Raw genomic sequence first — 22,071 nt, 5'->3', positions numbered from 1 at the left:
CAATCACTGGAGAAGCCCTATGATCCCGTCAAGGTTGACCGCTTTCGTCTTCAGCGCCCTGCTCTGCCCTGCGGTGTTCGCCGCCTCGACCACGGCAGCGGGCACTGGCCCTACCGATCCGACCCCGCCACGCGCGCCTGCTATCAACAGTGCCCCCGGAATGAATACCGATGGCTCCGGTGTGCCGCTGATCAATCAGCCACCCGCCACCGGGACCGACCCGCGCACCCAGGGCAGCGATCCGGGGCGTCAGGGCGGCATGAACACGCCTGACTCTCCTGCCACTGCGCCTGACAATGCCGGCCCCGGTGTCGGCTCGAAAACCACCACCGGTGGCTCCGGTTCCGAAGGTGCCGGTCAGTAGTTCGCCGACGCGAGCGCCCTATTCACTCCCATGAAGAGGTAACCATGAACGTCGACAAAGACCTGGAAAAAGAAGTTCTCACCCGCCTGCTGCACGCCCATCCCAACGGCCTGGGCAAGGAGGTGCTGGACAATTACCGGGGCGAGAAAGTCGTGGCCAGCGCCCTCGCCTCGCTGCAGGATCGCGGGCTGATTCACCATGGTCATGTGACCTTGAGCGAAGCGGGCGAACACTCGCTGAACCTGCCGATCAAGCTCAGCGCGGCTGGCGTAGAAGCCGCACAGAAACTCGATCAGCAATAGTTCCGAAGCCGCTCGCTGCAGGCGTGGCGAGCGGTTGAATCTGCACACAGGAGGAGAAATCCCATGCCTCGTGGAAGCAAAGACAAATACACCAGCGAACAGAAGCGCAAAGCCGAGCACATCGAAGACAGCTACGAGAAAAAGGGCGTGTCGAAAGATGAGGCTGAGGCTCGCGCCTGGGCGACGGTCAACAAACAATCCGGCGGCGGCGAGAAGTCCGGTGGCTCGGGGCGCAAGAAGCCCGCCAGTGCCAAGTCGGAAGATCGCAAAGAGTCATCGCGCCGCGCGGTGGCCAGCCGCAAGGGCCATTCACGCAACAGCGAGACTTCGAAGGATACGCAGACTGTCGATAGCCTGATGAAGGAAGCCCGAGCGAAGAATATTCCGGGGCGCTCGTCGATGCGCAAGCAGGAGTTGATTGAGGCGTTGCGCAAGGCGAGTTAGACGACACCCCCTGTAGGAGCTGCCGAAGGCTGCGATCTTTTGCTTTTCAAGATCAAAAGATCGCAGCCTTCGGCAGCTCCTACAGAAGATTTGTGTACGACGTAGATCCAATGTGGGAGCGAGCTTGCTCGCGAAGGTTTGGGGTCAGTCACCGCAGGACTCGCGGATAAACGCATCCACTTCCGCCGTACCCGGAGATGTCGCCGGTCCCCAGCGAGTCACCGCCAGCGCCGCCGCCGCATTGGCCCGCCGCGCCGCTTCCGGCGCCTCCAGCCCCTGCGCCAATCCAGCCACAAACACCCCGGCATGCGCATCGCCGGCGCCATTGCTGTCCACTGCTTTCACAGCAAACCCCGGCACTTGTCGGCGCTCGCCACGCTGTTGAATCCAGCAACCCTGCGGCCCGTCGCGCACCACCATCAGCACGTTTTCCGGCAGCAATTTCGCAAGACGATCCATCGCCGCGCCAATCTCATCAGCCCCGGTAAACCGCAGCGCTTCGACGCTATTGCTGGTCCACACATCAATGCGTGGCAACAACGTCTGCATCATCGGCGCGTCAGGTGACTCCACCAACGGCCCCGGGTCGAACACCACATTGACCGCCGCCGGCAGCGCCAGCGTCCAGTCGAGCAAAGCCTGCGCCTTGCCCTCATGCAGCAGACTGTAACCGCTGAGATAAACGTAATCGCCGGGCTCGACAGCCACGCTGTTCAAATCGTCCTCGGTCACCTCACCTTCAGCGCCGATATAGGAAATGAAACTGCGCTCAGCCGAGGCATCGGTCAGCGCCACGCACAGACCGGTATCGCGCTCGGCCGGTTCGCGGATGCCGATGCCGATACCTTCCGCCTGCATCGCTTGGCGCGCCAGGTCACCGAAACGTCCTGTGCCATGGCGACCGAGGTAAACCACCGGCAGACCGTTGCGCACCGCAGCGGCCATCACGTTGAAGCCGCCACCGGCTTCGAACCCCGCCGACTGCGCCAGCACGTCGCCGCCAATCTGCGGCAGTTTATCCACGGCCATGACCAGGTCGATGATGACCTGGCCGGTGTGCAACATCTTAGGCATGAGCATTCTCGGGTTGCGCGGCGCGGCGATCTTTCGCGCCGCCAAGGACCAGGTAAATGCCACCGGCGACGACGAAGGTCACGATCCAGCCGAGGCCGTTGTGGCCCAGCCAGGAGTCGGACAAAAAGCCCTTGAACCAAACGTTTTCCGCCGTGGTGCCGATGGTGGTAAAGCTGAAACCGAGGACGATGGCGATCGCCCAGGCGCCAAACGCGCGCCACTCGATGCCGCCGCGATACCAATAGGCGCTGCTCGGGCTGACGTCGAGCAGGTCCTTGGGGCTGTAGTAGTGACGGTGAATCAGATCGACGACAAAAATCCCCACCCATGCGGTGATCGGCACTGCCAGCAGGGAAATGAAGGTGATAAACGGGCCGTAGAAACTGTCGGCGATCAGCATGAAGTAGATCGAGCCCGCAAAGATCGCGACGATGTCGACCACCACTGCGTAGACCCGTTTGACCTTCAGGCCCAGGGTCAGCGTGGTCAGGCCGGCGGAGTACACCGACAGGTTGTTCGACAGCAGCAGACCGCCGAACGCGGTGATCAGGTACGGCACGGCCATCCACGTCGGCAGCATGTCGCGGATCGCCACGATCGGATCAGTCGCCGACGCCAGATCATTGTTGCCCACCGACAACAAGCCGCCGAGAGTGATCAGCAGCACCAGCGGAATGCCCGCGCCGAACGCCGCCGACGCCACCAGGCGTACAGCCTTGACGCTGCGATGCTGATAGCGCGACATGTCAGCGCCAGCGTTGGCCCAACCGATGCCGGTGCCGGCGGCCATGGTGCCGATGCCGATGATCATTGCGCTCAGCGGTGCTGGCGCGGCGTTGAACACCGCGCTCCAGTCGATGGTCGCGCAGAGGAAGCCACCGACGAGGATGTTCAGCGCGCCGAAGACGTACGTCGCCCACTTCTGGATCACCAGCAAAGTCGCGTGGCCGAGGCCGGACACTGACAAGGTCAGCAGGACGAAGATGGCGATAAAGATCAGCGTCAGTACCGGCGCACTTTTCGCCTCGACCGGCGAGCCGAACAGGATCGAACACAGCGACAGCAGCACGAACGCCGCGGTGGTGGTGTTGACGGTTTCCCAACCCAGACGCGACATCAGCGAGACCAGCGTCGGGCCGATGTTGCCGCGCACGCCGAAAATTGCCCGGGAGAGCGTCAGGCTCGGCGCGCGGCCACGACGCCCGGCAATCGAAATGATCCCGACCACGGCAAACGAACCGGCGGCACCAAGAATCGCGACGATGATCGCCTGCCAGATCGCCAATCCGCGAAACGCCACCAGTGTCGCGCCCAGCGGCAGGCCGAGGATGGAAATATTCGCCGCGAACCAGACCCAGAACAGTTGCAGCGGATGGCCGTTGCACTCGGCTTCCGGCACCGGCTCGATGCCCCGGGTTTCCAATTGCCCGACGCTTTGCCCGGCGGTTGATGAACTCATGAAAAATGCTCCTGTTGCCATTCTTGTGTTTATGGGCAATTGAATACCTGCACCTCTCCCCTGTAGGAGCTGCCGCAGGCTGCGATCTTTTGATCTTGATTTTCCACCGACCTGAAGACTGCTGAAGATCAAAAGATCGCAGCCTTCGGCAGCTCCTACACTGGGTTCCTCAGCGTAGGGTGAGGAGTCCTTTTACAAGGGGTTCCAGCTCCAGCTGATTAACAGTTTTCACCGTCTCGATCATCGGCTCCGGCCAGCACTCAAGGCCCAGGCAAGCCCCGAGCATGGCGCCGAGAATCGCCGCGATGGTATCCGTGTCGCCGCCCAGGCTGGCAGCCATGCATAACGCTTCGAATGCCGTCATTTCACCGATGGCCACTTGCTGGGCCAGGGCGAATGAAACCACCACCGACTCCTGCGAAGCCACCGATGTGCCGATTACGTCGTAGAGCAGATCCGCCAGCAGCGCCTTGTCGCTGTCGACACTGATGCTGCGCGCCCAGCTGATGCGCGAGGCGATGCGCCCGCCGGCCACCCAATGCCCGTGCGCTTCGGCTTGCTGAGCGATCTGCTGGCCAAGGTTCAGCGCCTCGCCGAGATCGACGTCATTGATGCCAGCGGAGACCACCGCCGCCACCGCCGCCGCACTGGAAATCCCCAGCGTGGTGTTATGCGTCACTTGGCAAGCCTGCACGACCGCCGCGATGAAGCGCTGCGGATCGGCCACGTTCGCGGCAATGCCCACCGGGGTGATGCGCATCGCCGCGCCATTGGTGGTGCCGTAGCGCCCGGCTTCTTCCGGCGAATGCCCGGCGAGGATCATTTCAATGGCGCGTTTGGTCGAGGGGCCGAGCAAGTCCTGCGAGCCCTTGGCCTGCATCTCGGCTTCCCATTCGATCAAGCGCTGGGCGAGGACCGCCGGCTCGATGCGGCCGTGGCCTTCGACCAACAACTCGCCGACCAGAATCGCCTGTTCGGTGTCATCGGTGATCGAGCCTTTGGGCATGTTCGCGGCGATCGGTTGCAAGGGACCTGCGTCTTGCAGATCAGTGATCTGGCCGAAGCGCGCCTTGATCGTTTCACGATCGAGCGATTGCGTCGGCATGCCCAGCGCGTCACCCAGGGCCAGACCATAGAAAGCGCCAAGCGCACGGTTGAGCGCGGTCATTTCGATTCTCCGAATTGCAGGTGCAGACGAAAGTGCACGGGGTCGAGCAGGCTTTCGACCTGCTCCATGAAACGGTTCTGCCGGTCGTAGGTGGTGCGCAGGGCTTTGAGAAACACCGTGCCGACCGGGCGACCGAGCAGCTCGGCGTCTTCGGCATTCAGCGGCTCGGCGCCGATCCACTGATCGCCGCGCTCGCCGATGTAGCCGTAGGCGGCCAAGGTGATGGTCAGGGAATTGTCGATCAGACCGACGCGCGGCAGGCTTTCCAGGCCGCCGTTGGCCGGCATCAAGGATCGTTCGAGAGACACCAGCGTACCGTCGGTGGCGCGGCGGCGACGGTCGAGAGTGATGAATTGGTCGGTGCCGAAACGCACCAGCAGATCTGCCCGCGTCACCGCTTCGAGACGCAATACTTCGGTATTGATCAGCGCCCCGCTGTCGGCCAGCGCCTGCGCCCAGCCGCTGCGCTGATCCAGCGCGACGCCGTCGAAAGTGACGATGGAACCGACACCGCTCTGCGTGGCGATGTAATTACGCCGCTTCAGTTCGGCCAGCGCCTCACGCAAGGTGCCACGGCTGACCTGGAATTCCTGAGCCAACTGATGTTCGCCGGGCAACAGAAAGCCGTCCTCCATGAGGCCGCTTTCGATGCGTCGGACGAGCTCGTCGACCACCCTTTGTTTCTTGTCGAATCGTACCTGTCTAATCATGTACAAATTGATAACCGAAACGGTGCGTGGCGGGCAACAAAAATTTGAGGGAGGTGACCGATGGGAAGAGCAAAATCAAAAGCCCCTCACCCTAGCCCTCTCCCGGAGGGAGAGGGAACTGATTGGGGAGTGCTCAGGAAATGCGCCGAACTGATGTTGCTTTAGAGAATCCACAATCGACCCGATCTTTCAGGTCGATGTAGAACGCAAGACACCCCGGTCGGCCCCCTCTCCCTCCGGGAGAGGGCTGGGGTGAGGGGTAGCTTTTGACGTTAGCGCTGTTTCAAGCGGTCAATCACCACAGCCAACAGCAGAATCGAACCCCGAATCACATACTGATAAAACGTATCGATGTTCTTCAGGTTCATCGCATTCTCGATGATCGCCAGAATCAACACCCCGGCAATCACATGACGAATCATACCGATGCCGCCACTCAACGAAACCCCGCCCAGCACGCAAGCCGAGATCACCGTCAGTTCAAAACCCTGACCAATCATCGGCTGCCCGGAAGTCATCCGCGAGGCCAGAATCACACCCGCCAGCGCACCGATCAAACCATGCACGGCGAAGATGATGATCTTGGTCCGGTCAACGTTGACACCCGCCAGCAACGCCGCTTCCTGATTGCCACCGATGGCCATGGTGTTGCGCCCGTAGGTGGTGTAGTTCAGCAGCCAGCCGAAGAACAGGAAGCAGACAATGGTGATCAGGATCGGCACCGGCACACCGAACAGCTGGCCGTTACCGAAGACGAAGAACGATTCCTGCGAAACACCGACCGCTTTGCCGTTGGCAAAGATATAGGCCAGACCGCGCACGATCTGCATGGTCGCCAGCGTCGTGATCAAGGCATTGACGCGCAACTTGGCAATCACGATGCCGTTGATCAGACCAACGATCAGGCCCATCACCAGTGCTGCGCTGACCCCGAGAAACACGCTGTTGGTGTCACGCATCACCACCGCCGCGACCACGCCGGCACAGGCGATCACTGAGCCGACCGAGAGGTCGAAGTGCCCGGACGCCAGGCAATAAAGCATGGTGCACGCAGCGATGCCGGTGGTGGAAATCGCCAGACCCAGACCGCGCATGTTCAGCGGCGAGAGGAAGTTGTCGATCAGCAAGGTGCAGGCGACAAAGATGCCGATCGCCGCCAGCAGCATGACCCAGTCATCGAGGAAGCGCCGCAGGTCCAGCGGTTTGCGCTCGGTCGGCAGGGTTTCGTTTTGCGTAGTCATCATAGTCACCTCTCAGTTCGCCACGCCGTCAGCGCGGTGGCGTGGCAAAGCCAGTTGCAGCAGGTTGGATTCATTGGCCTGGTCGCGGCTGACTTCGCCGCGCAGGGCGCCTTCGCACAGCACCAGGATGCGGTCGGAAATGCCCATCACTTCCATCAGATCGCTGGACACCACGATCACCGAAATACCGTCGGCGGCGAGGTTATGAATGATCTGGTAGATCTCGGCCTTGGCGCCGATATCGATGCCACGGGTCGGTTCGTCGAGCAGCAGGACTTTCATCGGCATCGACAGCCAGCGACCGAGAATGGCCTTTTGCTGATTGCCGCCGGAAAGGAACTTGATCTGCTGGCCGGCGTGCGGGGTTTTTACTTTCAGGGCCTTGATCTGCTTGTCGGCGTTGCCCTTTTCCCACAGACCGCGGATCAGGCAGCCGAGCCCGGAATGCGCACCACGGGCACTGATGTTGATGTTCTCGGCGACACTGGCCAGCGGGATGATGCCTTCCTTCTTGCGGTCTTCCGGGCACAGCAGAATGCCGGCGGCAATCGCGTCACGGGGCGAGCGCAGTTTCAGCTCATGGCCGCGCAATTCGAGACGGCCGGCGGTGTTGCGTTCCAGGCCGCTGAGCAGGCGAAACAGCTCGGTGCGCCCTGCTCCGACCAGGCCGAACAGGCCAAGGATTTCGCCCTTGTGCGCTTCGAAACTGATCGGCTCGCGCAGGCCCGGGCCGAGCAAACCATCGACCTTCAACGCCACGGCGCCACGCGGGCGATGGCGGTAATCGTAGATGTCCTGAATATCGCGGCCGACCATGCAGGTCACCAGTTGATCGTGAGTCAACTGGCTCATGTCGTCGAAGGTACGCACGTAGCGGCCGTCCTTGAACACGGTGACGGCGTCGCAAATGCGGAAGACTTCTTCCATGCGATGGGAAACGTAGAGCACCACTTTGCCTTCGTCGCGCAGACGTCCGATGATCGCCATCAAGCGATCGATCTCGCGTGCCGATAGGCTGCTGGTCGGTTCGTCGAAAGCGATAACGTGTGCGCCGCGCGACAGCGCCTTGGCGATTTCCACCAATTGCCGCTGGCCGAGGGACAAGCGTCCGACCTTGGTTTGCGGATCGATTTCGTCGGCCAGGCCTTTCAGGCAATTCAGGGCTTTCTGCCGCAGCTCACTGCGATTGATCAGGCCGAAACTGGCCGGCAGATGGCCAAGAAACAGGTTTTCGGCCACGGTCATTTCCGGGACCAGATGCAGTTCCTGGTGAATCACCGCGACGCCGCTGCCGATGCTGTCAGCGGTGGACTTGAACGCCATCGCCTGCTCGCCGATCTGCAGCTCGCCGCTGCTTGGGATGTAAGCGCCACCGAGGATTTTCAGCAGGGTCGATTTGCCCGCGCCGTTCTCGCCCATCAAGGCATGAACCTGGCCGGGGTGGGCGACGAAGCTGATGCCGTCGAGCGCTTTCACGCCGGGAAAGGTCTTGCCGATCCCGTTGAAGCGCAGGCTGCCGCTGGCGCCGTGTTGTTCTTGTGTCTGTACTTGCGCGTGCATAAAGCCACCTCTTCACACCGAAAAACGGCCCGGCTGCCCGGGCCGTCGCTGCCTCAGTTCCACAAGCCGATTTTTTCCAGCTCTTGCTTGAAGTTTTCGCGGGTGATCAGGGTGACGTCATCCATGGCGGTGTACTTCGGCGGCTCTTTGCCGGCGGTGATCCACTCGTACATCATCTCGGCGGTCTTGTAGCCTTCGATGTGCGGGCTTGGCAGCATCGAACCGAAGAAGCCGCTGTTAGGCTTTTTCAATTCGCCGATGGCGTCGGTGCCGTTGATGCCGATGCCGATCACGTTGCTCGCGGCAAAACCGGCCGCTTCGGTGGCGCGCACGCCGCCAAGCACGGTGTTGTCGTTCATGCCGCCGATGATCAGGTTTTTCGCCGCGCTCGGCAGTTTCACCAGCGCCGAGTTGGTGGCGTCCATGCTGCCCGGTACGTCGAGGGTTTTCAGCGCGGCGAAGAGGATGTGGTCCTCGGGCATGCCGGCCTTCTTCAGGGCATCGACCGAACCGTCGGTGCGCTTCTTGCCGGTGTCGAGTTCGTTGTAGGTGTTGACCACCGCGTAGGTGTCTTTCCAGTCCCAGTTGCGCTTCTTCGCTTCGGCGGCCATGGCGGCGCCCTGCTTCTGGCCGACTTCAAACGCGGCCATGCCCAGGTACGGCACGTCTTCCATGAACTTGCCGTTGGCATCGACAAAACGGTCGTCGACGGCAATTACTTTCAGGTCGTTGATCTTGGCTTTGGCCATGATGGCCGGGCCGAGGGACACGTCCGGCGGGCAGATCACGAAGCCCTTGGCGCCGTTGGCGGCCAGGCTGTCGATGGCCGAGAGGGTCTTCTCGCCATCCGGTACGGCAATCTTGATCAGTTCAAAGCCTTTGTCCTTGGCGGCTTTTTCGGCAAAAGCCCATTCGGTCTGGAACCACGGTTCTTCGGCCTGCTTGACCAGAAAACCGATCTTCACCGCGTCGGCGGCGAGCAGCGCACTGCTCAGGCTGAACGCAGTGACCGCCAGGGCAGTGCTGCACAGGGTACGAATCCCGAAACGACGTTTCATCAGATGACTCCTTGTTATTTTTTTTGAGCAAGGTTTGAAAAGCGTTGAAGCGTGTTCTCAGTGAAGCTGTTTGAAAATAGTCATATCGTATGATGATTGGATTTCAAGCGTAGTTCAGCGCTGGAAATCCGTTTTATTCAGTCGTGGTACATCACCGAGCGGCCACCATCGATGGTGATGCACGAAGCGTTGATAAACGGTGCCTCATCGCTGGCCAGAAATACCGCCGTCATTGCCACTTCGATCGGCTGGCCGATGCGCTTGGGCGGGTGCAGGTCAAAGGCGCGTTGACGCTCGGCATGCGGATCGGCAAAGCCATTCCAGTAATCGACGTTCAGCTGCGTTTCGATGTAGCCCGGCGCGATGGCGTTGACGCGAATGCCCTTGGCCGCGTATTCGATGCCGAGTGCACGGGTCAGGCCGAGCAAGCCGTGCTTGGCCACCGGGTACGGGAAGCAACCGGGAATGATGTGGCTGGAATGGGTCGAGGCGATGTTGATAATGCTGCCCACGCCCTGCTCGAGCATCTGCGGCAGCACGGCTTTGCAGCCATACCAGGCGCCGTCCAGATCGATGGCGAAGCAGCGGCGCCAGTCTTCTTCGGTCATCTGCAAAGGATCGCGGAACACATTGACCCCGGCGCAGTTGACCAGCACATCGATGCGGCCATGCAGTTCCACGGCGCGTCGGGCCAGGGCATGCAGATCCTGCTGATTCGATACGTCGACCTTGAGCGCCTGCACGTCATGGCCCTGATCGCGCCAGTGAGCGGCGACCTGCTCGACCTTGTCGGCCTGGATGTCGCTGATGAGTAATCTGGCTTGCTGCGCGGCGAAGGCGGCGACAATCGCTTCGCCGATGCCCTGAGCGGCCCCGGTCAGCAGCACGACCTTGTTTTTCAGGCGCTCGCCTTTCGGCGGCGCCGGCACTGGTGGCAATGTCAGCGCTTCAGCCATGGCTCAGGCCTCCTGCACGCAGGCGCAAAAAAACCGGGCATCGGTCGATGTCCGGTTCTGACGGCTGGGGAAAACAAACAGGCAAGCGTCGCCGACGGCATCAAGCCGTGACGAAAGGCGGATCCCGCTTGCGCGGGCGACAAGAATTCGCTGCATCACTTCACCTGTTTTGTTCTTTTTAAGTGTGAGTGCGTGTTACTGCTGGAGCCGACTATAAACCCGACCGCCAAATAATCTCAATATATAATTTTGCATCCCATATTTTGGGATCTAGCCAGCAAAACGCGTACAGAGTTTTCCTGCAACGTCGACGCGCATGCTCAGCACCGCGCCATCCAATGGATGATTCAGTGGACTCTTCGCGCTGGTGATGAACAGGGTTTTCAGGTCTTCGCCACCGAAAACGCAACTGGTCGGGCGACTGACCGGCAGATCGATCTTGCGGTCCACCTGCCCGTCCGGCGTCAGGCGCAGCAGGCAACTGCCGTCCCAGCGTGCATTCCACACGTAGCCTTCGGCGTCCATCGCCGAGCCATCGGGACCACCGTGTTGATCGGACGAGTAAAACACCTGCGGCGCATCTAGACTGCCGTCGGTGCGGATGAAATATCGATTGAGCGTGCTGTCGAGGCTTTCACCAAACAGCAGCGTGGTGCCGTCGTCACTCCAGAGCAGGGTGTTGGGGATGCCCAGACCGAGTAGCAGCGGTGTGACGCGCTGATCGGGGTCAATGCGGAACAGGCCACCGGAACGGCGCACCAGCGGCAGATCCTCGCCGTGCTCGCCGATGTTGTTCTGCATGGTGCCCAACCACAACCGGCCCAAGGCATCGCAACGGGCTTCGTTGGGGCGGTTGCCCGGTTGCGGGTCGGCGACGCAGAACAGTGTCAAGCGTGGCTCAAGCCCGGGCGAATCGAGATCCAGCCGATAGACACCGCTGCTCAGCGTGACCAACGCATCACCGCTGGCGCAAGGAATGAAGGCGGAGATGTGCTCGGGCATCTGCCAGATCTGCACGTTCTGACCGATCAGGCGCAACGCTTGTTTGCCAGCGATATCGACCCAGTACAACGCCTGGGTCGGCGCGTCCCAGAACGGGCCTTCGCCGAGTTGCGCGCGATGTTGGGTCAGTGCGGTGAACGGCATATCAAGTCCTTCTGGGTTGTTGTTTTACTGTGGGAGCGAGCTTGCTCGCGAAGGCGGAGTGTCAGTCAATGATGATTTATCTGACCTGACGCATTCGCGAGCAAGCTCGCTCCCACAGGATGTCTCGACATTTTCAGCTAGCTTTTTTACTGGCCATGACTTTCGGGTAAAAGCGTTTTATCGCCAGGTCGGCGTTGTCGATCAAGGTCATGCACGCCCACACGCCACGGGTCGAATCGCGCGCGGCGATGGCATCGGCCATGTCTTTATGGATCGGCAAGGTGCGGCGCAGTTCATCGGGGTCGGCGGCGGAGACTTCGAACGACACCGCCAGCAACGCGCCGAGGGCCGGGACCATTTGTTCGATGAACTGATTATGGCTGGCGGCCAGGATGCATTCGTGGAAGGCCTGGTCGGCACGGTTGTAATCGATGCCACTGTCGACCGCACGCTCCAGTGCATTGAAGGCCAGTTGCACCGCTTCAATCTGCTCCGGCGTCGCCCGCTCACAGGCCCAACGCACCGCCATCGGCTCGATGGTGCGGCGCAAATCCAGCAGGTCATCGACGAAGTTTTCCGGCAAGCCGTTGCGCGATAGCCAACCGACCACTTGCGGATCGAACAGATTCCAGCGCCGGACCGGCAACACTCGCGTGCCGACCTTCGGTCCGACTTCGAGCATGCCTTTGGCGACGAGGGTTTTGATGGCTTCGCGAATCACCGTGCGGCTGACACCAAGCTGCTCGCCCAGATCCGCCTCGACCTTGATGGTCTGCCCCGGCTTGACCTGACCGGCAGCAATCCAGCTGCCCAGCCAGTCAACGGTCGACGCATGAAAGCTGCTGGACATGAACACCTCAAGGCGAATCGCGATGGGTGCCTACGCTAATCATCATACGATTAACAGTCAATCGGATTTTTTCAGCTTGCACAAACCATTGTGGGAGCGAGCCTGCTCGCGAAAGCGCCGTGTCAGTCAACATTGCTGGCGACTGATACAGCGCGTCCGCGAGCAGGCTCGCTCCCACATTTTGATGTTGAGTCAGGGCTCCAGGCCGATGCGAAAGAATTCGCCGCCACTCCACACGCCCAACCAGCGCTGACCATCGATCTCGCGGCTCACCGCCAGTTCCACCAACTGGTAAAACACATTGCGGTGAATCAGCGCTTCAAGGTTGCTGCGCACATGCACATAGGGCGCAGGCTCCTGGGTCTCAGGATCGATCTCCACGCGGATGGGATGTTCAGCCCCCGCCTCGATGGTCTCCTCGACGTTGCTGGTAAAGCGCAAAACCTGCGCCTCGCCCTCGCCCTCGCCTTGCACTTCCAGGGCAACCGCCACGAACGGCGCGTCATCGACCTTGATGCCGACCTTCTCGACCGGAGTGATCAGGAAATAATCATCGCCGTCGCGGCGGATGATGGTGGAGAACAGTTTGACCATTGGCTTGCGCCCGATCGGCGTGCCCAGGTAGTACCAGGTGCCGTCGCGGGCGATGCGCATGTCGATGTCGCCGCAGAAATCCGGGTTCCACAAATGCACCGGTGGCAGGCCTTTGGTCTTGGGGATCTGCCCCAGCAGGTCATTGGCTGTTTGCGGGTCACTCATGGCGTACTCCTTGATTACTGGTCGCCGATCCCCAGCAGGCTGCGTGCGTATTGCGCCAGTGGCGGACCGATGAGGTCTTCGGGTTTGGAGTCATGGAACGTCAGTAAACCGCCACGACTCTTGATCCGTGCAGTATCAATCAAATACTGGGTGCTGGTCTCGATCAACATGATCTGAATCACGCCGCCATCGATACCGAGGCGATCCACGGCTTCCTGATCCAGCCACTCGTCAGAGTTGCCGATGCGGTCGTCAGCCTTGGCGAAACGTGTGTACAGCAGATAATGCGCGCCGGCATCACGGGCTTCGCCCATGGCCTGGTCGAGGCCTTCCGGCGCACGGGCGCGGCGGACCATCGGGAAATATTCGACAAAGCCCTTGAAGGCTTCTTCGGCGACCACGTTTGGCCGTGGATAAGAACCACCTGGCGGTGCGAACGCGCCCTGGGCGATGAAGATGAACGAGTCCGGCTGGATGCGGATATTGTTCACCCGGCGGCTGTCGCTGTGGTCCAGAAGCCCCGCATCGCTCATGTGATAGCGAGTGCCTTCGGCCATATCGCTGACATTCATGCAGCCGCCAAGCGCCAAAACGGCCAGCAGCAAAACCAGGCTACGCATCCTATTCCTCCAGAAGCCGGTGTCGGAAAACCGGCGAATGGCCGTTGGATGCAGCTTTTGCGCCAGCTCGCCAAATTCAGTAAAAGGCTTTCCCCTGTGGGAGCGAGCCTGCTCGCGAAAGCGGCCGATCAGCCGCCAATAATCTTCATGACAGTAGCGCCGCCAGAGAACGCCACCTCCTGCTTGTCACCCAACGCCTTGACCAGCAAACGTTGCAGCGCTGGCAATGCCTGATGGCGCGGCTTGTCGAGCAGATCGCCGACATAGTGGCGGTTGCTCGACGACAGGCAGCCATGCAGCCAACCGGTCGATGACAGGCGCAAACGCGAGCAGGTGCGGCAGAACGGCACGCTTTCGTTGGCGATCACCCCGAAATTGCCGCGACCGGGAATCGCATAGCGCACGGCAGTGGCGTCCACCGGTGCGTCGGTCTGGGCGTATTCATAACGTTCGCCGATCAGGCCGAGCAACTGCTCAAGGCTGACGAACTGCTGCAGGAAGGCATTGGAATCCTTAGCCAGGTGGCCCATGCGCATCAGCTCGATGAAACGCAGTTCGAAGCCGCGCTCCAGACAGTAATCAAGCAGCGGCATGACCTGATCGAGGTTCTGCCCGCGCAACGGCACCATGTTGACCTTGATCTTCATCCCGGCGGCGGCAGCCTGATCCATGCCATCGAGCACGCTGGCCAGATCACCTCCACGGGCGATGCTGCGAAAAGCCGCGGCATCGAGAGTATCGAGGGAAACGTTGATCCGGCGCAGTCCGGCATCGACCAGCAGCGGCAGTTTTTTCGCGAGGAGTTGACCGTTGGAGGTCAGGCTGATGTCGTCGAGGCCCATCTGGCCGACAGCAGTCATGAACGATTCGAGTTTGGGGCTGACCAGTGGCTCGCCGCCAGTGATGCGCAGGCGCTCGATGCCGGCCGCTTCGATCAGGTATTCGACGCCGCGCGCCATGGCTTCGGCCGACAGTTCATCCTGCGCAGCGACCAACCGCTTGCCGTTGGGCACGCAGTAGGTACAGGCGTAATTGCAGGCAGAGGTCAGGCTGATGCGCAGATTGCGAAAACGCCTGCCTTGACGGTCAACGATCATGAAACACTCCGGCGAAAGAAAATCGAGCGAGCAAAACTTGACTGAGAAATCAGGTTTTAGCAAGCCCTATGCCTGAGTATATTCCTGTGCTATTGCGCCATGTTGCGAAAACACGGCGCAATCAGCCCGCTGAATGACTTATGTGCTCGGGGTTTCCGGGTCGCGCTTGCGCTTGTTGCCCATGCGCACGCCGATGTCCATCAGGAACTGGAAAAAGCCTTCCTGATCTTCCAGCACGTTGCTCCAGAATGGCGAGTGATACAGCGCCACCGCGCCGTGCACCAACGCCCAGGATGCGCAGTAGTGGAAGTACGGCGGCACGTCTTCGAGCTTGCCTTCGCTGATGCGCCCCTTGATCAGCAGCGTCAGGCGTTCGAAGTTCGAGGCACGGATCTTGTGCAGCTCCTCGACCATCTCCGGCACCTGATTGCCCTTGACCACTTTCTCTTCGAGGCGGTCGAACAGGCGATAGCGCTGCGGGTCGCGCATGCGGAATTCGAAGTAGGCGCGGGACAGCGCTTCCTTGTCCTTGTCGACATCGGCCGAATGCAGCAGCTCGTTCAGATCGCGCTCGTAGTCGAGCATCAGGCGCAGGTAGATCTCCGCCTTGGATTTGAAGTGCTTGTAGATCGTGCCTTTGCCGATACCCACGGCATCAGCAATCATCTCGACGGTGACACTGTCTTCACCCTGGTCGAGGAACAGCTTGAGCGCGGTATCGAGAATTTCCTGCTCGCGGCGACGAAATTCACGGACCTTACGAGGTTCTTTATGCATAAGAAAAAGGTCTGAAGGGTCAAAATTCGAAGCCGCGTATTATGCCTAACTTGCGCAAAAAAGCACGGTTCATCGACCAAATCTGTGTTTGTTGTTCATTTCGAGAACGATTCAGGTGCAATGAGAACTCAACTGAAGCAAACGTATTCCAAATTTGTTTAAAAACCCCGACCGGCTCACTGGACTGCACGCCAGACTGATCAATACTTGAACTGTCGGGCGACATCTCCCCCAAGTGTCGTGCCGGTAAAGGTACCAACGGACCGCGTGCCTTTGTTTTACTCCTAATGGTCTTAACCCGGATTCACCCCCCAGAACCCGGGTTTTTTTTGCCTGCGATTTGGCCTGCCGTCACAGGGCAGATTTAACACTCGCCAGCGGGAACAGACGCTTGAAGTTCTCTGTGGTCTGCTCGGCAAAGCGCTCGTAGTTTTCACCACGCAGCATCGCCAGAAACTCCGCCACTTCGCGCACGTACTGGGGCAGGTTCGGCTTGCCGCGATACGGGATCGGCGCCAGATACGGCGAGTCGGTTTCCACCAGCAGGCGATCGGCCGGCACTTTGCTCGCCACATCACGCAAGGCGTCGGCATTGCGGAACGTGACAATGCCCGACAGGGAAATGTAATAGCCCATGTCCAGCGCCGCTTTGGCCATGTCCCAGTCTTCGGTGAAGCAATGCAACACACCCGCCTGGGGCAACGCCGCTTCGCGCAGCAGTTCGAGGGTGTCGGCACGGGCGCCACGGGTGTGGATGATCACCGGTTTGCCGGTCTGCTGCGCCGCTTGCAGGTGCAGGCGAAACGACTCTTGCTGCAACTCGGCGGCTTCCGGCTCGTAGTGATAGTCGAGGCCGGTTTCGCCGATCGCCACCACTTTCGGGTGATCGAGTTCGTGCAGCAGCCAGTCCAGCGCTGGTGCCGCGCCCGGCTGCACATCCAGCGGATGCACACCGACCGAGCAATCGACATCGGCATAACGCTCGGCGAGAGCTTTGACGTCGGCGGCGTTGTCGGCACTGACGCCGATGCACAGAAAATGTCCGACCCCACGCTCGCGGGCCGCAGCGAGTGCGGCATCCAGCGAGCCGCCATGGGCGGCGAGGTCGAGACGATCAAGGTGACAATGGGAATCTACGAGCATAAAAAGGACTGCAACTTACATCGTATGAGTGGGACGGTCGGATTTCAGCGCTCCGGCCAGATGAGTTTCGATGCGACTGCGCGCAGTGTCGTCGCCGTCATTGAACTGCACGCCGACACCGGCGGCGCGATTGCCTTGTGCACCTTTCGGGGTGATCCAGGCGACTTTGCCGGCGACCGGAATTTTCTCCGCTTCGTCCATCAGGTGCAAAAGCATGAACACCTCGTCGCCCAACCGGTAGCTTTTGTTGGTCGGGATGAACAGGCCACCATTCTTGATGAACGGCATGTAGGCGGCGTAAAGGACCGACTTGTCCTTGATGGTCAGGGACAAAATGCCGTTACGCGGCCCCGGGCTGACAGGTTCAATCATGTTCACCTCCACTGCTGATCTTCAGAGTCTAGGTACACATTCTTATCTTTGACCAGGCAATCCCACCCATTGCACCAACAATGCTTCCAGCAACAGGGCCGGATTGAGGTTGGCCTTGCTCAACACTTTCTGCCGTTGGGCGAGAATCCAGTCCTGAATATCCAGCACTTTGCCCTGCGCGCTTTTCTGCGCCAGGTACTGCACGACCTTGCGCATATCTGCCAGGCCGAGGCCGGTTTCGTCCTGAGTCAGTTGATAGCGCAGGATCAGGCTCGACCAGTCGCAGAACCAGTCGAACAGACGCAACATCGGAATGCTTTTCCACTCTTCCGCCAGTTGCGTCGGCGATTGCTGGCCCTTGAGCAACTTCTTCACGCCTTCGACAACTTGCGCGCGCTGTTCACGCACACCTTGCGATTGCAGGCTGACGGCCATCAGCGGCGACCCGGCGGCCAGCGTCAGCAGTTCGACGCGTTCTTCTTCCGAGCAATCCGGCAGCGCCTGGGCCAGCCATTGCAGGCTCATCGCCTCGCCCGGCAGCGGGCAGGCCTGCTGCACGCAACGGCTCTTGATGGTTGGCAATAAACGGCTTGGCTGGTGGCTGACCAATAGCAGCACGGTATCGCCGGACGGCTCTTCAAGGCTTTTGAGCAAGGCGTTGGCAGCGTTGATGTTCATCGACTCGACCGGCTCGATCAACACTACTTTGCGCCCGCCGAGCTGCGCGGTCTGCACGACGAAACTGACCAGATCACGAACCTGATCGACCTTGATCGCCTTGTCCGCCTCTTCCGGTTCGAGAATGTAATTGTCCGGATGGCTGCCGGCCCTGAGCAGGAGGCAGGATTTGCACTCGCCACACGCCTCGGGCGTCGGGCGCTGACACAGCAGACTGGCCATCAAACGCTCGGCGAGCGCACGCTTGCCGATCCCGGCCGGACCGTGCAGCAGATACGCGTGGGCATGCTGACTGCGTCCGGCCAGTTGCTGCCAGAGGCTGTCCTGCCATGGATAGGCCTCAGCCACGGGCCAGCTCCAGCAAATTCGGCAGCAAGGTGTCCAGCGATTGCTGGACCTTGGCCAATGGCTGACCGGCATCAATGCGCACGTAACGCGACGGGTCGGCTTCGGCGCGCTTCAGGAACGCATTGCGCACGTTTTCGAAAAACGCCCGGCCTTCGAGTTCGAAACGATCCAGTCGGCCACGGGCACTGGCGCGGGCCAGACCGATCTCTACGGGCAGATCGAAAATAAGTGTCAAATCGGGCCGCAAGTCGCCCTGCACGAAAGTTTCCAGGGTGGCGATGCGCTCAAGCGACAAACCACGACCGCCGCCCTGGTAGGCGTATGTCGAGTCGGTGAAACGATCGCACAGCACCACAGCGCCACGGGCCAGCGCCGGACGAATCACCTCTGCCAGATGCTGGGCGCGTGCGGCGAACACCAGCAGCAGCTCGGCGTCCGGATGCATCACTTCGTCGGCCGGGGTCAGCAACACGTCACGAATCCGCTCGGCCAGCGGCGTACCGCCAGGCTCACGGGTGAGCAGCACTTCGATACCGGCGGCGCGCAGGCGCTCGGCGAGGTATTCGCGGTTGGTGCTCTTGCCCGCGCCTTCCGGGCCTTCCAGGGTAATAAACAAGCCAGTCACAGGCAGTCCTTCATCAAAGTCATTGCGCGTTCTGTGGTGCAGCGGCGTCCGGTTCCGGTGTTGGCGCAGGTTCCTGCGGCGGAACTTGCGGCAGCGCCTCGGGCGCGGTGTTCGGCGAGGCCGCCGGAATCGCCTCATCGGTGGCCGGGGCAGTTACTGGTGCCGGGCTGGAACGGTAATCCGCACGGCGCTTGAGCTGGTATTCGCGCACCGCGTTGTTGTGCGCATCCAGATCATCGGAGAACACATGGCTGCCATCGCCACGGGCGACGAAATACAGGCTGCTGCCTTCCACCGGGTTGAGCGCAGCATGAATCGCTTCGCGCCCGACCATCGCAATCGGCGTCGGTGGCAAACCGGGAATCACATAGGTGTTATAGGGTGTCGGTTCTTTCAGATGCGCGCGGGTCAGCTTGCCGGTGTAACGATCGCCGAGGCCATAGATCACTGTCGGATCGGTCTGCAACTGCATGCCCAGCGCCATGCGCCGTACGAACACTCCGGCAATCTGCCCGCGCTCCTGCGGAACGCCAGTCTCTTTCTCGACCAGCGAGGCCATGATCAGCGCTTGATAAGGTTCGCTGTAAGGCACATCGGCAGATCGCTGCGCCCACTCTTTGGCAAGCACTTCGTCGAGGCGATCAAAGGCCTTCTTCAGCAGCTCGGCATCGGACATACCGCGCACGAACCGATAGGTGTCCGGGAAGAACCGGCCTTCAGGGAACAAGCCCTTGTGGCCAATCTTGGCCATGACGTCGCCGTCGCTCAGACCGTTGAGGGTCTGCTCGAGCTTGTCGTCCTTGGCCAGGGCGGCGCGCACTTGATGGAAAGTCCAGCCTTCGACCAGGGTCAGGCTGTACTGAACCACGTCGCCGCGCTTCCACGAATCGATCAGACCGTTGACGGTCATGCCCGGCTGCATGCGGTACTCGCCGCTGTGAATCGGTGTACCGGCAAGATTGAAGCGCCAGTAGACGCGCAGCCAGAACGCGTCCTTGATGACGCCATCGGTTTCGAGTTCAAGGAAGGTACGGGTCGGTGTAGAGCCTTTCGGCACATCCAGCAGTTGTTCCTGCGGGATGTTCAGGGGCTGTTCCAGCGCCGAATGAATCTTCCAGGCGCTGGCGCCCAACAGCAGCCCTGCCAGAACCAGTCCGGTTTCCAGCAGCAGCAAAAATTTACGTCTCACGAATCAAGCATCCAGTAGCGCGCGGGCAATGGTTTGCAGTTTACGGGTGAGCGGGCCAACCGGCCAGCTCAGTGCAGCACAGGCGCGTACCGGCCAGACGCCATAAACGCTGTTGCAGACAAACACTTCATCAGCCCATTGCAGCTGTTCGAGGCTGATATCGGCGATTTGCGTGGGGATGGCCAGTGACTCGGCCTGAAACAAAATTTCCGCGCGCATCACCCCAGCGACGCCGCAGCGCTTCAAGTCGGGCGTGATCAAGCCACCGTCGCGCACCAGGAAAATATTGCTGTACACACCTTCGACGACGCGCCCGGTCTGATCGAGCATCAAGCCTTCGGCATGCTCGCTGTCCTGCCATTCGGCGCGGGCGAGCACCTGTTCCAGTCGATTCAGATGTTTGAGCCCGGCCAACAACGGCTGCGTAGATAAACGGGTGTTGCAGGGAAACAGGCGGATGCCGTGCTCGGCATGAGTAGCGGGATAAGCCGCCGGCGGATTGCCTTGCAGAATGCGTCGGCCCTGCGCCGCAGGATCGGGCGCATAACCACGCAAGCCGTCGCCACGCGTGAGGATGAGCTTGAGCACACCCTCGCCCATCGCAGCGGCATAGCTGAGCAGCTCATGGCGAACCAGCTCGAGATCGGTCGCAATGGCCAGACGCGCGCAGCCATCGGCCAGGCGCATCAGGTGTCGATCCAGCAGGACCGGCTGTCCACTGCGCACGGCAATGGTCTCGAACAGACCATCGCCGTAAGCCAGGCCGCGATCTTTCAGCGACAGCGCGTCAGCCGGTTGACCGTCGACCCAGCTGTCCATCAGCCGGCGAACCGGCGGAACGCCAGCGTGCCGTTGGTGCCGCCAAAACCGAAGGAGTTGGACAGCACGACATCGATGTCCATGTTACGCGCGGTGTGCGCGACGAAATCGAGATCGCAGCCTTCGTCCGGCTCATCGAGGTTGATGGTCGGCGGCGCCACCTGGCTGTTGATCGCCAGCACGCTGAAGATCGCCTCGACCGCGCCCGCCGCACCCAACAGGTGGCCGGTCATCGACTTGGTCGAGCTGACCGCCAGCTTGTAGGCGTGATCGCCGAACACCGACTTGATCGCATTGGCTTCGGCAAGGTCGCCGGCCGGGGTCGAGGTGCCGTGGGCGTTGATGTACTGCACTTGGTCGACGTTGATTTTCGCATCGCGCAGGGCATTGGTGATGCAGCGCGCGGCACCGGCGCCATCGGCGGGTGGTGAGGTCATGTGGAACGCATCGCCACTTGTGCCGAAACCGATCAGCTCGGCGTAGATCGTCGCGCCACGGGCCTTGGCGTGTTCGAGTTCTTCGAGGACCAGCGCACCGGCGCCGTCGGACAGGACAAATCCGTCACGCCCCTTGTCCCACGGACGGCTGGCGCGGGTCGGCTCGTCGTTGCGGGTCGACAGCGCACGGGACGCGCCGAAGCCGCCCATGCCCAGACCGCAGGCAGCCATTTCCGCACCGCCGGCAATCATCACGTCGGCTTCGTCGTACATGATGTTGCGCGCCGCCATGCCGATGCAGTGCGTACCGGTGGTGCACGCGGTGGCGATGGCGTAGTTGGGTCCCTGTGCGCCCAGATGGATCGACAGGAAACCGGAAATCATATTGATGATCGAGCCAGGCACAAAGAACGGCGAGATCCGCCGTGGGCCGGTCTCGTGCAGGGTGCGGCTGGTCTCTTCGATGTTGGTCAGACCGCCGATACCCGAACCCATGGCCACGCCAATGCGTTCACGGTTGGCATCAGTGACTTCCAGACCGGCGTTGCGCACGGCTTGAAAGCCTGCGGCGAGGCCGTACTGAATGAACAGGTCGAGCTTGCGCGCTTCCTTGACCGACAGGTATTCCTCGACATTGAAGCCTTTGACCGAACCGCCAAAGCGGGTCGAATAGGCAGAAAGGTCGGTGTGTTCGATCAGACCAATGCCACTGCGGCCAGCCAGAATGCCCTGCCAACTGCTCGGCACATCCGTGCCCAGTGGCGACAACATACCCATACCGGTGACTACGACGCGTCTACGCGACACAGCACTCTCCTTTTTCAAATGACGACTTTGCTTCAGGCCTAAAGAAAAAACCGCACGCCATGATGGCA

Annotated in this window: 24 protein-coding genes; 3 read left to right on the top strand and 21 right to left on the bottom strand. The window is 60.9% G+C overall.

The features are described from left to right. Positions 1-19 precede the first annotated feature (19 nt). From ND528_RS13740 to ND528_RS13730, 3 genes are all read left to right on the top strand, one after another. Positions 20-364 carry a hypothetical protein gene (locus tag ND528_RS13740; RefSeq protein WP_130911804.1) on the top strand — a complete coding sequence of 115 codons (345 nt, stop codon included), beginning with the start codon at positions 20-22 and terminating at the stop codon, positions 362-364. Positions 365-408: 44 nt separating this feature from the next. Continuing rightward, positions 409-666 carry a hypothetical protein gene (locus ND528_RS13735; RefSeq protein WP_130911805.1) on the top strand — a complete coding sequence of 86 codons (258 nt, stop codon included), beginning with the start codon at positions 409-411 and terminating at the stop codon, positions 664-666. A gap of 63 nt (positions 667-729) precedes the next feature. After that, the gene (locus ND528_RS13730; protein ID WP_071173202.1) at positions 730-1,110 is read left to right on the top strand and encodes a Rho termination factor N-terminal domain-containing protein; all 381 of its coding nucleotides are present in this window, start codon (positions 730-732) and stop codon (positions 1,108-1,110) included. Positions 1,111-1,254: 144 nt separating this feature from the next. Here the strand turns inward: ND528_RS13730 and ND528_RS13725 are convergent, their stop codons facing one another. From ND528_RS13725 to fabF, 21 genes are all read right to left on the bottom strand, one after another. Then, positions 1,255-2,184, bottom strand: a complete 930-nt coding sequence (locus ND528_RS13725) for a PfkB family carbohydrate kinase (RefSeq protein WP_263470521.1) — start codon at positions 2,182-2,184, stop codon at positions 1,255-1,257. Continuing rightward, on the bottom strand, positions 2,177-3,643 hold the full coding sequence (locus ND528_RS13720) for a purine-cytosine permease family protein (protein ID WP_263470520.1): 1,467 nt from the start codon (positions 3,641-3,643) through the stop codon (positions 2,177-2,179). The genes ND528_RS13725 and ND528_RS13720 overlap by 8 nt, the downstream gene beginning before the upstream one ends. Positions 3,644-3,812: 169 nt before the next feature. After that, positions 3,813-4,811, bottom strand: a complete 999-nt coding sequence (locus ND528_RS13715) for an ADP-ribosylglycohydrolase family protein (RefSeq protein ID WP_263470519.1) — start codon at positions 4,809-4,811, stop codon at positions 3,813-3,815. After that, positions 4,808-5,521, bottom strand: coding sequence for a GntR family transcriptional regulator (locus ND528_RS13710; RefSeq protein WP_095182261.1), 714 nt, complete (start codon positions 5,519-5,521; stop codon positions 4,808-4,810). Before ND528_RS13710 ends, ND528_RS13715 begins: the two co-directional genes overlap by 4 nt. Before the next feature lie 272 nt (positions 5,522-5,793). Further along, a complete protein-coding gene (araH, locus tag ND528_RS13705) occupies positions 5,794-6,762 on the bottom strand; it encodes an L-arabinose ABC transporter permease AraH (RefSeq protein ID WP_038861078.1) in 969 nt (322 codons plus the stop codon). 12 nt (positions 6,763-6,774) lie between these two features. After that, complete coding sequence (gene araG, locus ND528_RS13700; RefSeq protein ID WP_041479431.1) at positions 6,775-8,322, bottom strand: L-arabinose ABC transporter ATP-binding protein AraG; 1,548 nt, start codon at positions 8,320-8,322, stop codon at positions 6,775-6,777. A gap of 53 nt (positions 8,323-8,375) precedes the next feature. Further along, positions 8,376-9,380 (bottom strand): substrate-binding domain-containing protein, encoded by a 1,005-nt coding sequence (locus ND528_RS13695; protein WP_016770973.1) that lies wholly within the window; start codon positions 9,378-9,380, stop codon positions 8,376-8,378. 137 nt (positions 9,381-9,517) lie between these two features. Further along, on the bottom strand, positions 9,518-10,336 hold the full coding sequence (locus tag ND528_RS13690) for an SDR family oxidoreductase (RefSeq protein ID WP_263470518.1): 819 nt from the start codon (positions 10,334-10,336) through the stop codon (positions 9,518-9,520). 270 nt (positions 10,337-10,606) lie between these two features. Continuing rightward, positions 10,607-11,482: an SMP-30/gluconolactonase/LRE family protein gene (locus tag ND528_RS13685; protein ID WP_024013913.1), complete on the bottom strand. Its 876-nt coding sequence runs from the start codon at positions 11,480-11,482 to the stop codon at positions 10,607-10,609. Positions 11,483-11,615: 133 nt separating this feature from the next. Further along, positions 11,616-12,332: a FadR/GntR family transcriptional regulator gene (locus tag ND528_RS13680; protein ID WP_130888455.1), complete on the bottom strand. Its 717-nt coding sequence runs from the start codon at positions 12,330-12,332 to the stop codon at positions 11,616-11,618. A gap of 192 nt (positions 12,333-12,524) precedes the next feature. Beyond that, complete coding sequence (locus ND528_RS13675; RefSeq protein ID WP_130911810.1) at positions 12,525-13,091, bottom strand: DUF1285 domain-containing protein; 567 nt, start codon at positions 13,089-13,091, stop codon at positions 12,525-12,527. Between the two features lie 14 nt (positions 13,092-13,105). Further along, on the bottom strand, positions 13,106-13,711 hold the full coding sequence (locus ND528_RS13670) for a DUF4823 domain-containing protein (RefSeq protein WP_024013915.1): 606 nt from the start codon (positions 13,709-13,711) through the stop codon (positions 13,106-13,108). Between the two features lie 128 nt (positions 13,712-13,839). Then, positions 13,840-14,808: a GTP 3',8-cyclase MoaA gene (locus ND528_RS13665; RefSeq protein ID WP_263470517.1), complete on the bottom strand. Its 969-nt coding sequence runs from the start codon at positions 14,806-14,808 to the stop codon at positions 13,840-13,842. Between the two features lie 138 nt (positions 14,809-14,946). Beyond that, positions 14,947-15,585 (bottom strand): TetR/AcrR family transcriptional regulator, encoded by a 639-nt coding sequence (locus ND528_RS13660; RefSeq protein ID WP_016770981.1) that lies wholly within the window; start codon positions 15,583-15,585, stop codon positions 14,947-14,949. 351 nt (positions 15,586-15,936) lie between these two features. Further along, positions 15,937-16,728 carry a TatD family hydrolase gene (locus ND528_RS13655; RefSeq protein WP_130911812.1) on the bottom strand — a complete coding sequence of 264 codons (792 nt, stop codon included), beginning with the start codon at positions 16,726-16,728 and terminating at the stop codon, positions 15,937-15,939. A 15-nt stretch (positions 16,729-16,743) separates the two neighbouring features. Beyond that, entirely contained in the window at positions 16,744-17,100 is a 357-nt protein-coding gene (locus ND528_RS13650; RefSeq protein WP_016770983.1) for a PilZ domain-containing protein, read from the bottom strand. A gap of 42 nt (positions 17,101-17,142) precedes the next feature. Next, a complete protein-coding gene (locus tag ND528_RS13645) occupies positions 17,143-18,126 on the bottom strand; it encodes a DNA polymerase III subunit delta' (protein WP_137213887.1) in 984 nt (327 codons plus the stop codon). Continuing rightward, on the bottom strand, positions 18,119-18,751 hold the full coding sequence (gene tmk, locus ND528_RS13640) for a dTMP kinase (RefSeq protein WP_016770985.1): 633 nt from the start codon (positions 18,749-18,751) through the stop codon (positions 18,119-18,121). Before tmk ends, ND528_RS13645 begins: the two co-directional genes overlap by 8 nt. A gap of 19 nt (positions 18,752-18,770) precedes the next feature. Next, positions 18,771-19,940, bottom strand: a complete 1,170-nt coding sequence (mltG, locus tag ND528_RS13635) for an endolytic transglycosylase MltG (protein WP_130911815.1) — start codon at positions 19,938-19,940, stop codon at positions 18,771-18,773. A gap of 3 nt (positions 19,941-19,943) precedes the next feature. Next, positions 19,944-20,759, bottom strand: a complete 816-nt coding sequence (gene pabC / locus ND528_RS13630) for an aminodeoxychorismate lyase (RefSeq protein ID WP_263470516.1) — start codon at positions 20,757-20,759, stop codon at positions 19,944-19,946. Beyond that, positions 20,759-22,003: a beta-ketoacyl-ACP synthase II gene (gene fabF, locus ND528_RS13625; protein WP_038860467.1), complete on the bottom strand. Its 1,245-nt coding sequence runs from the start codon at positions 22,001-22,003 to the stop codon at positions 20,759-20,761. The genes pabC and fabF overlap by 1 nt, the downstream gene beginning before the upstream one ends. Between the last annotated feature and the right edge of the window lie 68 nt (positions 22,004-22,071).

Source organism: Pseudomonas mercuritolerans (assembly GCF_025706525.1).
GTDB lineage: Bacteria > Pseudomonadota > Gammaproteobacteria > Pseudomonadales > Pseudomonadaceae > Aquipseudomonas > Aquipseudomonas mercuritolerans.
This window is presented reverse-complemented; position numbering and strand designations above follow the sequence as displayed.

What these genes read in the sequence shown, in the direction of transcription:
- ND528_RS13655 (WP_130911812.1), bottom strand. Translation starts at nt 16,728, where the DNA reads ATGCTCGTAGATTCCCATTGTCACCTTGATCGTCTCGACCTCGCCGCC.
- ND528_RS13695 (WP_016770973.1), bottom strand. Translation starts at nt 9,380, where the DNA reads ATGAAACGTCGTTTCGGGATTCGTACCCTGTGCAGCACTGCCCTGGCG.
- ND528_RS13660 (WP_016770981.1), bottom strand. Translation starts at nt 15,585, where the DNA reads ATGCATAAAGAACCTCGTAAGGTCCGTGAATTTCGTCGCCGCGAGCAG.
- ND528_RS13725 (WP_263470521.1), bottom strand. Translation starts at nt 2,184, where the DNA reads ATGCCTAAGATGTTGCACACCGGCCAGGTCATCATCGACCTGGTCATG.
- ND528_RS13675 (WP_130911810.1), bottom strand. Translation starts at nt 13,091, where the DNA reads ATGAGTGACCCGCAAACAGCCAATGACCTGCTGGGGCAGATCCCCAAG.
- ND528_RS13730 (WP_071173202.1), top strand. Translation starts at nt 730, where the DNA reads ATGCCTCGTGGAAGCAAAGACAAATACACCAGCGAACAGAAGCGCAAA.
- ND528_RS13680 (WP_130888455.1), bottom strand. Translation starts at nt 12,332, where the DNA reads ATGTCCAGCAGCTTTCATGCGTCGACCGTTGACTGGCTGGGCAGCTGG.
- ND528_RS13740 (WP_130911804.1), top strand. Translation starts at nt 20, where the DNA reads ATGATCCCGTCAAGGTTGACCGCTTTCGTCTTCAGCGCCCTGCTCTGC.
- araG (WP_041479431.1), bottom strand. Translation starts at nt 8,322, where the DNA reads ATGCACGCGCAAGTACAGACACAAGAACAACACGGCGCCAGCGGCAGC.
- pabC (WP_263470516.1), bottom strand. Translation starts at nt 20,759, where the DNA reads ATGGACAGCTGGGTCGACGGTCAACCGGCTGACGCGCTGTCGCTGAAA.
- ND528_RS13720 (WP_263470520.1), bottom strand. Translation starts at nt 3,643, where the DNA reads ATGAGTTCATCAACCGCCGGGCAAAGCGTCGGGCAATTGGAAACCCGG.
- ND528_RS13670 (WP_024013915.1), bottom strand. Translation starts at nt 13,711, where the DNA reads ATGCGTAGCCTGGTTTTGCTGCTGGCCGTTTTGGCGCTTGGCGGCTGC.
- ND528_RS13665 (WP_263470517.1), bottom strand. Translation starts at nt 14,808, where the DNA reads ATGATCGTTGACCGTCAAGGCAGGCGTTTTCGCAATCTGCGCATCAGC.
- ND528_RS13715 (WP_263470519.1), bottom strand. Translation starts at nt 4,811, where the DNA reads ATGACCGCGCTCAACCGTGCGCTTGGCGCTTTCTATGGTCTGGCCCTG.
- ND528_RS13650 (WP_016770983.1), bottom strand. Translation starts at nt 17,100, where the DNA reads ATGATTGAACCTGTCAGCCCGGGGCCGCGTAACGGCATTTTGTCCCTG.
- ND528_RS13685 (WP_024013913.1), bottom strand. Translation starts at nt 11,482, where the DNA reads ATGCCGTTCACCGCACTGACCCAACATCGCGCGCAACTCGGCGAAGGC.
- ND528_RS13710 (WP_095182261.1), bottom strand. Translation starts at nt 5,521, where the DNA reads ATGATTAGACAGGTACGATTCGACAAGAAACAAAGGGTGGTCGACGAG.
- araH (WP_038861078.1), bottom strand. Translation starts at nt 6,762, where the DNA reads ATGACTACGCAAAACGAAACCCTGCCGACCGAGCGCAAACCGCTGGAC.
- ND528_RS13690 (WP_263470518.1), bottom strand. Translation starts at nt 10,336, where the DNA reads ATGGCTGAAGCGCTGACATTGCCACCAGTGCCGGCGCCGCCGAAAGGC.
- ND528_RS13735 (WP_130911805.1), top strand. Translation starts at nt 409, where the DNA reads ATGAACGTCGACAAAGACCTGGAAAAAGAAGTTCTCACCCGCCTGCTG.